At 36.2% G+C, this 13,760-nt stretch carries 16 protein-coding genes; 12 read left to right on the plus strand and 4 right to left on the minus strand.

Features of this window, described 5'->3' with window-relative positions:
- The first annotated feature begins 12 nt into the window (after positions 1-12).
- Positions 13-765, plus strand: a complete 753-nt coding sequence (locus RHP76_RS11485) for a hypothetical protein (protein WP_062675924.1) — start codon at positions 13-15, stop codon at positions 763-765.
- A 112-nt stretch (positions 766-877) separates the two neighbouring features.
- Positions 878-2,170, plus strand: coding sequence for an MFS transporter (locus RHP76_RS11490; protein WP_120232929.1), 1,293 nt, complete (start codon positions 878-880; stop codon positions 2,168-2,170).
- A gap of 59 nt (positions 2,171-2,229) precedes the next feature.
- Here the strand turns inward: RHP76_RS11490 and RHP76_RS11495 are convergent, their stop codons facing one another.
- Entirely contained in the window at positions 2,230-2,445 is a 216-nt protein-coding gene (locus RHP76_RS11495; RefSeq protein WP_311230232.1) for a hypothetical protein, read from the minus strand.
- A 218-nt stretch (positions 2,446-2,663) separates the two neighbouring features.
- Between RHP76_RS11495 and RHP76_RS11500 the strand changes: the two genes are divergently transcribed.
- From RHP76_RS11500 to RHP76_RS11520, 5 genes are all read left to right on the plus strand, one after another.
- Entirely contained in the window at positions 2,664-3,338 is a 675-nt protein-coding gene (locus RHP76_RS11500) for a DUF4919 domain-containing protein (protein ID WP_311230233.1), read from the plus strand.
- A 216-nt stretch (positions 3,339-3,554) separates the two neighbouring features.
- Positions 3,555-4,406, plus strand: coding sequence for an alpha/beta fold hydrolase (locus RHP76_RS11505; protein ID WP_311230234.1), 852 nt, complete (start codon positions 3,555-3,557; stop codon positions 4,404-4,406).
- Positions 4,406-4,876, plus strand: coding sequence for an RNA polymerase sigma factor (locus RHP76_RS11510; protein ID WP_123279098.1), 471 nt, complete (start codon positions 4,406-4,408; stop codon positions 4,874-4,876). Before RHP76_RS11505 ends, RHP76_RS11510 begins: the two co-directional genes overlap by 1 nt.
- Complete coding sequence (locus RHP76_RS11515; RefSeq protein ID WP_311230235.1) at positions 4,866-5,459, plus strand: hypothetical protein; 594 nt, start codon at positions 4,866-4,868, stop codon at positions 5,457-5,459. Before RHP76_RS11510 ends, RHP76_RS11515 begins: the two co-directional genes overlap by 11 nt.
- Positions 5,456-6,070 (plus strand): class I SAM-dependent methyltransferase, encoded by a 615-nt coding sequence (locus tag RHP76_RS11520; RefSeq protein ID WP_062675849.1) that lies wholly within the window; start codon positions 5,456-5,458, stop codon positions 6,068-6,070. Before RHP76_RS11515 ends, RHP76_RS11520 begins: the two co-directional genes overlap by 4 nt.
- Before the next feature lie 94 nt (positions 6,071-6,164).
- On the opposite strand, the gene RHP76_RS11525 is transcribed toward RHP76_RS11520, so the two are convergent.
- From RHP76_RS11525 to truA, 3 genes are all read right to left on the minus strand, one after another.
- Positions 6,165-7,922: an ABC transporter ATP-binding protein gene (locus RHP76_RS11525; protein WP_062675848.1), complete on the minus strand. Its 1,758-nt coding sequence runs from the start codon at positions 7,920-7,922 to the stop codon at positions 6,165-6,167.
- A gap of 216 nt (positions 7,923-8,138) precedes the next feature.
- Positions 8,139-8,483 carry a hypothetical protein gene (locus tag RHP76_RS11530; protein ID WP_062675847.1) on the minus strand — a complete coding sequence of 115 codons (345 nt, stop codon included), beginning with the start codon at positions 8,481-8,483 and terminating at the stop codon, positions 8,139-8,141.
- Positions 8,484-8,512: 29 nt separating this feature from the next.
- A complete protein-coding gene (gene truA, locus RHP76_RS11535; protein WP_062675846.1) occupies positions 8,513-9,244 on the minus strand; it encodes a tRNA pseudouridine(38-40) synthase TruA in 732 nt (243 codons plus the stop codon).
- 108 nt (positions 9,245-9,352) lie between these two features.
- Here truA and lpxK point away from each other — a divergent pair, with 108 nt between their 5' ends.
- From lpxK to dinB, 5 genes are all read left to right on the plus strand, one after another.
- Positions 9,353-10,378, plus strand: coding sequence for a tetraacyldisaccharide 4'-kinase (gene lpxK / locus RHP76_RS11540; protein WP_123279095.1), 1,026 nt, complete (start codon positions 9,353-9,355; stop codon positions 10,376-10,378).
- Positions 10,362-11,177, plus strand: a complete 816-nt coding sequence (locus RHP76_RS11545) for a purine-nucleoside phosphorylase (protein ID WP_311230236.1) — start codon at positions 10,362-10,364, stop codon at positions 11,175-11,177. The genes lpxK and RHP76_RS11545 overlap by 17 nt, the downstream gene beginning before the upstream one ends.
- A gap of 216 nt (positions 11,178-11,393) precedes the next feature.
- The gene (locus tag RHP76_RS11550) at positions 11,394-11,909 is read left to right on the plus strand and encodes a TlpA family protein disulfide reductase (protein ID WP_311230237.1); all 516 of its coding nucleotides are present in this window, start codon (positions 11,394-11,396) and stop codon (positions 11,907-11,909) included.
- Between the two features lie 88 nt (positions 11,910-11,997).
- Entirely contained in the window at positions 11,998-12,453 is a 456-nt protein-coding gene (locus RHP76_RS11555) for a GNAT family N-acetyltransferase (protein WP_277695579.1), read from the plus strand.
- A gap of 202 nt (positions 12,454-12,655) precedes the next feature.
- Complete coding sequence (dinB, locus tag RHP76_RS11560) at positions 12,656-13,753, plus strand: DNA polymerase IV (protein ID WP_311230238.1); 1,098 nt, start codon at positions 12,656-12,658, stop codon at positions 13,751-13,753.
- Positions 13,754-13,760: the final 7 nt, after the last annotated feature.

Below are 13,760 nucleotides of genomic sequence, written 5' to 3' on the forward strand. Positions count from 1 at the left end.
AAATATAGAGTCATGAAAAAAGCAGTCCTATTAATTCCATGCTTCCTGTTTTCTTTTCTGAGAGCTCAGGAAATTCAGAACAGCCAGGCAGAAAAGATGAATATCATCAAGACCAATGTCACGGCATATGCATTCAGAAATATCAATCTGTCTTATGAAAGAGCTATCAACCAATGGTTTTCTGTGAACATTGGCTTTGGAACGATGACAGAAGGAAAAGTACCTTTTATCAATGCTTTTCTGAAAGATGAAGATGAAAAAAGATTCCAGAATCTAAGAGTAAAAGCGACTAATTTTACCATAGAGCCAAGGTTTTATATTGGACAAGGTTATGGAAAAGGTTTTTATTTTGCTCCTTATTACCGGTATTCAAGTGTGACTTCCAATACTTTTGATTTTTATTATGATTATAATGGTCCGAATGGAGTGACTTATCCAATCCCACTTAAAGGACATGGAGATACCAAAGGAAATAGTGGAGGTTTAATGGTTGGTGTACAGTTCTTTCTGACCAGAAGCAAGAATCTTGTATTGGATTTCTGGATCGCAGGCGCCCACTACGGAAGCGGAAAAGGAGATTTTACCATGACCTCAGATTATGTATTAACCCCGGATATGCAGGCACAGCTTAAAAAAGAAATTGAAAATCTGGATATTCCTTTTGTAAAATATACGGTAGAAACCAATGCCAATGGCGCCAGAATAAAAGTAGACGGACCTTGGGCAGGCTTCAGAAGCGGGCTTTCGATTGGATATAGATTTTAAAGACTCACTTTTATACACTATGAAACCGCTCTTTTCCAGAGCGGTTTGCTTTTTCCTGAAATTTGTATCTTGGATCCCATTATTAAAAAACTTTTCAGGAAAACAACATTGTATGGACTCAACAGCTATTACCACAGGTCAAAGAATCAAAGCCATTATAGGTGGATCTATCGGAAATCTTGTTGAATGGTATGACTGGTATGCATATGCAGCGTTTGCCATTTATTTCTCCCATTCTTTTTTCCCTGATTCTGATTTGAATGCACAACTGATGAATACCGCAGGAATATTTGCCGTAGGTTTTCTGATGCGTCCTATCGGCGGATGGCTGTTCGGAAGTATTGCAGATAAAATCGGAAGAAAAAAAGCTATGACACTTTCTGTTTTGTTGATGTCTTTCGGATCTTTACTGATTGCCCTTACTCCTACTTATCAATCTATAGGTATTCTTGCTCCTATATTGCTTTTACTGGCAAGATTACTTCAGGGATTAAGTGTGGGTGGTGAATACGGAGTTTCCGCAACTTACCTCAGCGAAATGGCGACTCAGGACAGAAGAGGATTTTATTCAAGTTTTCAATATGTCACTTTGATTGGCGGACAGCTTATAGCATTAGGAATTCAGCTTATTTTACAAAAACTATTACTCACAGAAGCTCAGCTGGAAGAATGGGGCTGGAGAATTCCTTTTGTAATTGGGGCACTCCTTTCTATTATTGCATTATATCTTCGGGCGAATCTTCACGAAACAGAAGCTTTTGAAAATAAAAAGACAGTCAGCGAAAAGAAAAAAGGAACCGTAAAAGAACTTCTGAAACATCCAAAAGCTCTGCTTACCGTTGTGGGGCTGACTTTAGGAGGAACGCTGGCATTTTACACCTATACAACTTATATGCAGAAATTTCTGGTGAATACGGTACATCTTACCAAGGAAGAGTCTACTTTAGTTTCTTTCATTTCGTTATTTATTTTCGCCTGCCTTCAGCCTGTATTTGGTGGATTATCCGACAAGATCGGAAGAAGGCCGCTTCTTTTAGGTTTTGGTATTCTGGGAACCTTATGCACCGTTCCGCTTCTTACAGCATTGAGTGCAACGACGTCCATTTGGACTGCATTTTTCCTGATTATGGCAGCATTAATTATTGTCAGCGGCTATACATCCATTAATGCCGTCGTAAAAGCTGAGCTGTTTCCTTCCGAAATCAGAGCACTGGGTGTAGGTTTACCTTATGCCATTACCGTAGCTGTATTTGGAGGAACTGCAGAATATATTGCACTTTGGTTTAAAAAGATTGGTTCTGAAGAATATTTTTACTGGTACATTACCGGTTGTATTCTTTTTTCTCTGGTTGTTTATGTTGGAATGAAAGACACCAAGACAACTTCTACACTGGATAAAGACTAATATCAGAAATACTATAAAAATCGAGCGCCACAGAAAATCTGTGGCGCTCGTTCTATTTTTTAATGATAGGCCTGTTTAAATTTTTCAATCATACTATCCAGATTGTGACGCTGGACGTAGATACTTTTTACCTCTTCATACCTCGGTGATTTGTAGAAAACCTCGTGGAAATCCATACTACCGTTTCCTATTTTTACAACTTTCTGTACTTCGATATTCAACTTTCTTAATTCGTCTTTGAAGACTTTAAATTCATCTTGGATACTACTGCTCATTAATATTTATAGTTTTTTAGTTAAAAATTCCATTCACCCCTTCAAATGTTAGGGGTAACCTCTCAAATTCCGAATAAAGTTAGTAAATTTATTGACACAAAGTAACACTTTGATAATATTTTATTATTTTTTTTACAAATAGTAAGTCGATATTATTCGATTGATGCATATTTCGTATTTTTAACTTCAAAAAAAATTGTAACAACCCTATACAAACCATGAATAATAAAGCATTTTTCTCTTTATTCTTTTTACTACTGCTTACTTTCCTGCATGGTCAGAAAATGGAATTTAAAGCACCGGATTATGTGGAAATTCAAAAAAATATTGAGGATAAAAATTCAGAATTTTATTATCCGAAACTTTTAAAGAGGTTAAAACAGAACGATACCCTTCTTACAAGCAATCAATATCGTCATCTTTACTTCGGATATACCTTCCAAAAAGAGTATCAGCCTTATAAAACGGGAAAGAAGTCTGAAGAAGTTGCCAAATATTATCGTGGAGAAAGTATTTCACAAAAAGATCTTTCGAAGGGAATCCAGTTATTTTTGGGCGCGCTAGATGAAAATCCGCTGGATCTTAGGGCCATGAATTATCTCGCCTATTTGTATCATTTAAACAATGATGACGCCACTGCTGAAAAAATTGCAGGAAATTTCCACGGGTTATTAAATGCCATTCTTACCTCGGGTGATGGATTGACCTGTGAAACAGGCTTTCATGTAATTGCCGTAACAGATGAGTATGTCCTTTTAAACAGATTTCAAATGGAAACAAAATCACAAAGTCTGAAAGGAAAATGTGACTATCAGGAATTTGAAAAGGGCAAATACAAAGTTCCTGGATTTTATTTTGACATCAGCAGATTCTATGGAAGGATATTAGATTAATAATTTCCTGATATTGTATTCATTATTTCATCACGTTTTACTATTCAAAAATAACCGATATCAATTTTTATAAAAATAAATTTCATATGATTTTACCCTAAACAAAAGGGGTTGGAAGGAGGAGAAATATTTTTTTCAAAAAAAATTTAAATCTTGTGTAACATTTTTTTAAGGTTCGTCTCTAAAAGACAAATAAACTTTAAAACTTTAGAAATCATGAAAAAATTCACATTCCTTTTGATTATCATGTTATTTTTTTTAGCAGTATGCAATATATTCGGTCAACAAACAACTTATCCTTTTGAAGTAAAGAAAACCGGAAAAGGAAATCAATCTTTACTATTCATTCCGGGATTTGCATCTTCGGGAGATGTTTGGAATGAAACCACTGCAAAGTTTGAAAAAGATTTCACCTGTTATACTTTAACGATGGCTGGATTTGCCGGAACAAAACCACAGGCAGATGCCAGCTTTAAAGACTGGGAAAAAGAAATAGCTGCTTACATCAAAAATAATAAAATAGACAAACCTATTCTCATCGGACACAGTATGGGAGGCGGTCTTGCCTTAGCTATAGCAGCCGACTATCCCGAACTTGTAGGTAAAATTATTATTGTAGACACATTACCCTGCCTGGCGGCCTTATCTGATCCTAATTTTACTTCTAAAGAAAAAAATGACTGCTCGGCTACTATAACTCAGTTAACAGCTATGAATGATGAACAGTTCCGAAAAATGCAGACTCAGGCTATGCCACGTCTCTTAGCAGATACTTCGATGCAGGAAACCGTGATCAATTGGAGCATGAAATCTGACCGAAAAACATTTGCTAAAATGTACTGCGATTTTTACAATACCGATCTCAGAGAAAAGATAAAAACCATCCAATGCCCTTCTCTTATTCTTCTGGAATCCTTTTTTGTTAACCTTAAACCCAATATTGAAGGGCAATACAAAAATTTAAAGAATGCCAATATGCAGTATGCTTCAAAAGGATTACATTTCATTATGTACGATGATAAGGATTGGTATTTTAGCCAGCTTAACAACTTTTTATCTGCGAAATAATGGTTTTCGAAGAGATATACGAACTCTACTGGCAAAGGATATTCCGGTTATGTATGGGATATGTGAATGATACTGAACTCGCTCAGGATCTTGCCCAGGAGACATTTATTATAGTCTGGCAGCAGCTCCCGAAATTCAGGAATGAATCCAGCATAGGGACATGGATTTTCAGAATAGCTTCTAACAACTGTCTCCGGCAGATTGAAAAGGAAAAGAAATTTGCCAAAACAGATTTACCCATCAACCTGGAAGAAAAAAAACAGGAATCTATGGAACCTCAGATTCAAATGCTCTATCAGTTTATTTCAGAGTTGCCTGAAACAGACAGAATTATTATTTCATTGGAACTGGAAGAGATAAGGCAGGCTGAAATAGCCCATATAGTAGGACTTTCAGAGTCTAATATCAGAGTAAAGATTCACAGGATAAAAGAAAAACTAACGCAAAAGTTTAAAGACAATGGATACTAATATCGATTTCAAAAATATATGGAAGCAGCAAACTTCAAACAAACCCAATCTGGAAGAACTTCTCGGAAAACTGAAAAAATTCAGAAACCAGAACCTTCGCAAATTGATTCTCGCCAATGTAGCTTTAGTCACCACCTCCATATTAATTGCTTTTATCTGGTACATTTACCAGCCTCAGATGATCACTACAAAAATTGGAATTGTACTTGTTATTCTGGCTATGGCCATCTTTCTTCTGGCCTATAACAAAATGTTTATGGTATTTTATAAGATTGATCAGACCCAAACGAACAGTGAATATCTTCAAAGTTTATATGTGGTAAAAAGCAAACAGAAATGGATAGAGACTACGATACTCAATCTGTATTTTATAATGCTCTTTCTGGGAATTTGTTTATATATGTATGAATACACATCGAGGATGTCCTTTGGTTTTGGTATTCTAACCTATGTTATAACATGTGCATGGATCGCTTTCAACTGGTTTTACCTGAGGCCACGAACCATAAAGAAACAGCAGAGAAAACTTAACGAATTAATTAATAAATTTGAAGAGATCAATAATCAATTAAAAGAATCATGATTTCTTCTGACAACAAAAACCACTGGGAAAATGTATATGAAACCAAAAATCCTGATCAGGTAAGCTGGACCCAGAAAAAGCCACAGACCTCGCTTGACTTTATTCTTTCTTCAGGATTGGGAAAAGATGCCAGCATTATTGATATTGGTGGTGGAGACAGTAACCTTGTTGATTTTCTTCTTGAAGAAGGATACGAAAATATTACAGTGCTTGATATCTCTGCCAAATCTCTGGAAAAAGCAAAGAAAAGACTGGGAGATGCAGCCGGTAAAGTAAAATGGATTGTCACAGATATTACGGCCTTCGAACCTACAGAAACCTATGACATCTGGCATGACAGAGCTGCTTTTCACTTCCTGACAACTTCGGAGCAGGTCTCAAAATACATCGATATTGCAGAAAAGAATGTGAATAACTTTATGATCCTCGGAACTTTTTCGAAAAACGGTCCTACGAAATGCAGTGGATTGGATATTCAGCAGTATGATGAAGAATCATTATCCGAAAAATTTGAAAAAAGTTTTAAAAAAGTAAACTGTATTACTGAAGATCACACCACTCCTTTTGACACTGTTCAAAATTTTGTATTCTGCAGTTTTAAAAAGCAGTAATGAATTGTATGTAGTTAATTAAATAACAAAAAAGAGAGTCATTTCTGGCTCTCTTTTTTGTTTATCTCATTTCAAAGGAATGATTTCTCTCTGATTATGACTCTTTTTCTTCTTGCATTTCCACTTCATGGCGAAGCTGAGCTTTGTAAAGCGTCGCATAATATCCGTTCTTATCCAGAAGTTCAAGATGCTTCCCTTCTTCTACGATTTTACCATGTTCCATTACAATAATCTTATCAGCTTTTTCAATGGTAGAAAGTCTGTGGGCAATAATAATGGAAGTTCTGTTTTTGGTAATTTTTTCCGTTGCTCTCTGAATAAGCTTTTCACTTTCATGATCAATGGAAGACGTAGCTTCATCCAGAATTAAAATTTTCGGATCTGATAAATAGGCTCTCAGAAAAGACAAGAGTTGTCTCTGTCCTAGAGAAATAGACGAACCTCTCTCGCTCACTACATAATCATATCCGCCAGGAAGCTGCTGAATGAAATCATCAACTTCAATTTCTCTGGCTCCTGCTTTTATTTTCTCCAGGGTAATACTGTCGTCCCCAAAAGCAAGGTTTTCAAAAATACTTCCATGGAAAAGGAATACATCCTGCAATACTACTCCGATATGACTTCTGAGATTATAAAGCTCATAATCTTTTAAATCCACATCATCAATCAGAATATTTCCGGAGTTGATATCATATAATCTTGTAATCAAACTGATAATAGTAGATTTTCCGGCACCTGTTGCTCCTACAATCGCTACAGTTTCTCCAGGGTTTACTTTGAAATCAATTCCTTTCAGCACTTCCTGCTTTTCATCATATGCAAAGTGTACTTTCTGGAATTCAATTTTTCCGGCAAAATGATCTTTCTTCACCGTTCCGTTATTAGGCATTGAGTTTTCCTCATCCATTAATCCCAATACTCTTTCTGCTCCTACAATTCCTCGCTGGATATTATTAAAACGGTCTGCAATCTGTCTCAAAGGACGGATCAGCATTGAAATATACTGGATAAAGGCAATCACCACACCGGCACTGATCGTAATATAGCCTCCGTAGAAAAGGATAAAACCGATGAATAGTGAAGAAATAAGTTCTACTACAGGAAAGAACAGTGAGAAAATAAACACAGTTCTCAGCAATGCTCCCTTCAGCGTAATATTAATATCATCGAACTTTTTGAACTCAGATTCCTGTCTGTTGAAGACCTGAATGATCGACATCCCTGCCAGTCTTTCCTGAACAAATGAGTTTTGATTGGCCGTCCAGTTTCTTTCATCGCCGAAAGCTTTTTTCAGTCTTTTCTGAAAGAATCTTGTAATTACCACCATTAAAGGTAAAATAGCTAACGTAATATAACTCAGGTGAACATTGGTGCTGAACATCATCACCAATACAAACAGAATTCTCAGAATATCTCCGAATACCATCAGGAAACCGTCTGTATATACTGTTGCAATGGTTTCCACATCTCCTACGGCACGCGTCACCAACTGCCCGATAGGTGTTTTGTCAAAAAATGAAGTTTTGAAATAAATCAGTTTAGCATATAAACGCTCTCTGATATCCCTGATCACATTTTGCGAGATAAAATTTGAAAAATAAACCAGGAAAAAGTTTAATACAGTTTCAGCAAACACCAATCCCACAAGGAAGTAGATGTGTTTCATCATCAAAGCTTTATCGTGCAGCTTTGTAATATCATTATCCACCACCTGCATGGTAAGATAAGGTCTGTAAGTAGAAACGATGGAAAGGAATATGGAAATGATAAGGGTAAGGATGAACCAAGAACGAAATTTCATTCCGATAAAGAACAGCCTTTTTATAATTCCCCAGGTATCTTGTTTTTTCATTGTACGAATCGAAAGAAAGAATTAAAATAAAATTCTATGCAAAAATAAGACATTATAATCGGACTGCCTTTACAACTTTTGCAAATCGTCATAGAAAATATCAGATACCTACCATTTACAATATGAATATATTAAACATCATTTTATATCCAATCCAGTACATATTCCACTTTTTTCTCTTATTTCTCAATGCAGGAAAAAGAGACGATGTGATACTTACTGCTGATCAATAGTCTTCCCTATCTCTTCAATTTCGATGGTCTTTGCCGGTCTTTCTTTTATAAATTTATTTTCAAGGAATTTATAAACTCCCCAAACGGCAACAATAGAGATGAGCCAACCTACAATATTCACTCCGGAAAAGCCTGTATAATTTACATTATCTACGGACTCAGGATCTGTTATTCCCAAATACACACCGTAACCCATACCTAATACAATCTGGGTTCCCAGATAAATTCCAATAGCTAAAACACCGTATTGCCATTTTGTTTTTCCAAATCTTTCTGCCAGCTGGGCATAATATCGATAGGCACCGATAAGAATAAAAATTGATAACATGATTATTATTTTGTTTTTAGTTTTTTTATTTAAAATTCATACCCTACATCTACCAGATACAGCCCGTGTCCCGGCGCTGAGGTACCTGCAGCATTGCGGTTTTTGTCTTCAATTACTTTACGAAGATCTTCCGGTTTCAGTTTTCCTGTTCCTATTTCTACCATCGTTCCGACAATTGCGCGAACCATATTCCTCAGAAAACGATTGGCAGAAACGGTAAATTTCAATTCCGTTCCGTTCTGTTCCCACTCTGCTTTATAAATTTTACAGATATTGGTCTTGTTGTCTGTTTTTAACTTGGCAAAACTGGTGAAATCTTCATATTCAAAAAGAATCTTACAGGCCTCATTCATCGCATCCACATCCAGACCTCTTTTCCAGTGCTGCCATGCAGATTCCTGAGTGAAGGGATTTTTTTCCAATGAGATAAAATATTCGTAGGTTCTGTACGTGGCATCAAAACGGGCATGAAAATCATCTTTTACCGGAAAAATTTTTTTAATGGAAATATCAGGAGGAAGAAAACTGTTCAGTCTTCTTACAAGCTGATCATCCAATTCTTTTTCCGTATCAAAATGGGCAAATATTTTTTTAGCATGAACGCCTGTATCGGTTCTTCCTGCTCCTGTAGTTTTTATCTCTTCGCGCAAAATGGTAGACAGCGCTTTTTCCAGTTCTTCTTGCACAGAAATGGCATCCGGCTGTATCTGGTAGCCGAAATAATTCTTTCCGTTGTAAGAAAATTCAATAAAGTATCTCAATGTATTGTAATAACTCCACAAAAATACTTTAATTTAACGAAATATTTATCGAAAAGTCTTCGAGAATATTACATCAATGCTTATGAAAATTCCTATTTTTGCAATCGTATGAAAAGATGGTACCTTTATCCTTTTTCCCTCGGTTATCATTTGGTAACGGGTATCCGGAACACAATGTATGATCTGGGAGTTTTTAAGTCGACAAAATTCAAGACACCGATAATCAATGTCGGAAACCTTTCTGTGGGTGGAAGCGGGAAGTCACCCATGGTGATGTATCTTGCTCAATTCTTATCCAAACATTACAGAACAGGAGTACTTTCACGTGGTTACGGAAGGCTTACCAAAGGTTATGAAGTAACAAATTACGAAAGCAACTACAAAATGGTGGGTGATGAAGCGATGCAGCTTTTTGAACGTTTTAAAAACCGTTTCGTAATTGCCGTTTCCGAAGAACGTGTTCCCGGGGCCAAAAAAGTAATTGACGATATGGATCTTGAAGTTCTTGTATTGGATGATGCCATGCAGCACAGAGCTATCAAAGCCGGATTCAATATTCTGATGACTGATTTTAATGATCCTTTTTTCAAGGATTACCTTCTTCCTGCCGGAGATCTTAGAGAATCAAGAGCCGGATATAAAAGGGCCGACATCATCATGGTCAGCAAATGCCCTGATGAACTGACAGAGGAAACCAAAAGATATTATATTTCAAGAATAAGACCTTCTTACGGACAGAAAGTATTCTTTTCATCCATCGGTTATGACGAAAATGTATACGGAAAAGATAAAATGCTTCCGGATAATAACCTGAATTATTATGATATTTTACTGATCACCGGAATTGCCAATCCTAAACCGCTTCTGGAACATCTGGCTAAATTCTCAAAAAGAGTAAAGCATTTAAAATTCAGAGATCATCACAATTTCACGGATGATGATATTAAAAAAATCCTTGCCGAGTATAAAAAATTAGGGGAATATAAACTGATATTAACCACAGAGAAAGACTATGTACGTCTGAAAACTTTTGACTATCTTAGAGAAATTGTTTACTACTGGCCTATCAATGTATTGATTGATAAGAAAGAAGAATTCAATCAAATAATCTTAGATTATGTTAGAAAAAATTAAAGAAACTGCAGATTTTATTAAAAATATTATTCAGCAAACCCCTGATTTTGCAGTTGTTTTAGGATCCGGACTTGGTAAATTACAAAATGAAATAGAACCGATCCATGTTTTAGAGTACAAAGACATTCCTCATTTTCCACAGACTACAGTGGCCGGACATACCGGAAAACTGATTTACGGAATTCTGGAAGGGAAAAAAGTACTGATGATGAGCGGACGTTTCCATTATTATGAGGGACATTCTATGGAAACGGTGACATTCCCCATAAGAGTTTTTCATTTGCTGGGAATTCAAAACCTTATTCTTTCCAATGCCTGTAGTGGTGTAAACCCAGCTTACAATGTTGCAGACATCGTTATTCTGAAAGATCATATCAACATGATGCCTGAGCATCCTTTACGTGGGAAAAATATAGATGAGCTCGGACCTCGTTTTGTAGATATGAGCGAACCTTACAACAAAAAAATGATTGCCACAGCGGAAAAGGCTGCTGCTGACCACCAGATTAAAATTCATCAGGGAGTTTATGTAGCGCTACAAGGACCAACTTTTGAAACTCCTGCCGAATATGGAATGATTAAAGCCATCGGCGGTGATATGGTAGGAATGAGTACCGTTCCCGAAGTTATTGTTGCCAGACATATGGAAATGGATGTTTTCTGTATCTCTGTGATCACGGATCTTGGCGGGCCGGATGTAGCTTTTGCCGTTTCTCACGAAGAGGTTCTGAATGCAGCCAACAAAGCAATGCCCAACGTAATTGCCGTTGTAAAAGGCTTGGTTAAAAACTATCATTAAAAAACTTCAATCAGAAATATTACAACTGAAGGCGTAACATTCCCCTCCCACGCAGGGTTGGCAAAAATTTAAAGAATTTTTGACGGGGTGGTTTTCATACTCCCACTCTCCCATCCCATAGAATCCATCAATATTATAAATTTTTCCTAATTCCAGGAGAAATCAATATCAGATTGCAATTCATTGTTTAGATTTGTACAAATGAAATTGTACGAGATGAGAAAGTTGATACTAATTTTTATGATAGGTATTTTTGGAATAAGCTATTCACAAAAAGTGCCTGCCGTCCTTAAAACGGGATTTTCAAAAGAAGCTTTACAGCAGAAACTGGAAGATGAAAATGGAAAAACCATTACCATCAAACAGATTTTGGCTCAGCATAAAGGAAAAGTTTTAGTGATTGATTTTTGGGCAGGATGGTGTAGAGATTGCTTAAATGCACTTCCAAAAGCCAAAGAATTAGAAGAAAAGAATAAGAATATTGATTTTGTATTTCTGTCATTGGACCGTTCAAAAGAAGGGTTTGAAAAAAGTCTGGAAAGATTTGATATGAAAGACAAAGAAAACTATTGGTTTTCTACAGGCTGGAAGAACGATTTCAATAATTATGTAGATCTAAACTGGATCCCGAGATATATGGTGATTGATCAGAAATCTTCCATTGCAAAATATTATGCAATATCTCCTGAAGACCCTGAACTTCAACAAACCATAGACAGGCTTTTAAAATAATTATTATTTATCTAATCCGAAAAAACATAAAAAACTCATTGAAAACCAAAAACTTTCAGTGGGTTTCAAATTTTATACCCATAGCACCATGATTACAAGAGAAGCCACAGAACAGGATTTAGCAATCCTTTTAGAATTTGAACAGGGAGTTGTTACTGCCGAAAGACCGTTCAACAGTACATTGATTGAAGGAGAGATTCATTATTACGATTTAAAACATCTGATACAATCTCCCGAAGCAACCGTAATTGTTGCCGAAGAAAATAATGAAATCATTGCATCAGGATATGCTCTGATTAAGAAAGCGGCAAAAGATTATTATCAGTTTAAAGAATATGCCTATCTCGGTTTTATGTATGTAAAGCCAGAACACAGGGGAAAAGGAATCAATAAAGTCATTACTGATGAACTCATTTCCTGGTCAAAATCAAAGGGAATCAATGAGGTAAGACTTGATGTGTATGCACAAAATGAATCTGCCATAAAAGCGTATGAAAAGGCAGGTTTTGAACCTCATCTTCTTACCATGAGACTGAAGGCTTAAAAGGCGGAAGAAAGAAGATGGGAGATGGAAGTAATCTTAGTACGTTGAATAATCTGTTATTTTTTTAAATTAATTTTCAATAAACAGGTCATCAATTTCCATATCATACTTATTAACTTCCGGCCTCCTGCTACAAACTTTTATAAAAAACTTACCTTCTACAAAAAATTTACCGTCAATAAAGGAATCCATATCTTTGTATATGGATTTTTCTTTGCCTCTTCGTAAAATTATTCATGTGGATATGGATGCATTCTATGCTTCTGTGGAGCAACATGATAATCCCACACTGAAAGGCAAGCCCATCGCCGTAGGAGGACAGCACCGTGGTGTAGTAGCAGCCGCAAGCTATGAAGCCAGAAAATTTGGTGTTCGTTCTGCAATGCCCAGTAAAACAGCCAAAGAAAAATGTCCGCAGCTTATTTTTGTTCCTCCCCGATTTGCCCGATACAAAGAGATCTCCAAAAAAATCCGGGAAATTTTCTATGAATATACGGATCTGGTAGAACCTCTGTCTCTGGATGAAGCTTATCTGGATGTCACCGAAAATAAAAAATGTATGGAATCTGCGAATCTGATCGCCAAAGAAATCCGTCAGAAAATTTTTGAACAGACCGGATTAACAGCTTCTGCAGGAATTTCCGTCAATAAGTTTTTAGCTAAAGTAGCTTCCGACATTAATAAACCGAACGGCCAGAAAACCATTCATCCTGATAAAATGGAGCATTTTCTGGAAGAGCTGCCTGTAGAAAAATTTTACGGCGTTGGAAAGGTTACGGCTAACAAAATGTTTAGTTTAGGAATTTACAAAGGAAAAGATTTAAAAAAGAGATCACTTGAAGATCTGATAAGACTTTTTGGAAAATCCGGCCAGCACTATTATAATGTGGTTCGCGGAATTCATACTTCTGAAGTAAAACCTCATCGGATTCAGAAAAGTGTGGCTGTAGAAAGAACTTTTTTTGAAGATCTACTGGATGAACAACAGATCAATGAAAAACTGGAAAGTCTTGCAGAAGAAATTCATCAAAGGCTACAGAAAAATAATATTCTGGGTAGAACTTTAACGTTAAAAATAAAATACAAAGATTTCTCTCTTTTCACAAGAAGTATCACAAAGGAAGATTATTTTTCATCACCGGAACAGTATTATAACACCGGAAAAAAACTTTGGGAACTTCGTCCTTTTGATAAAGCTGTTCGTTTGCTCGGATTATCTCTCTCTCACCTGAATACAGAAGAAAAAAAGCAGGTTTCGGTTCAACTAAAAATTCCGTTTGAAGAATTTGAAAATGATTAAATCATAT

This window comes from Chryseobacterium sp. SG20098, from assembly GCF_031844745.1.
GTDB classification, from domain to species: Bacteria; Bacteroidota; Bacteroidia; order Flavobacteriales; family Weeksellaceae; genus Chryseobacterium; species Chryseobacterium cucumeris.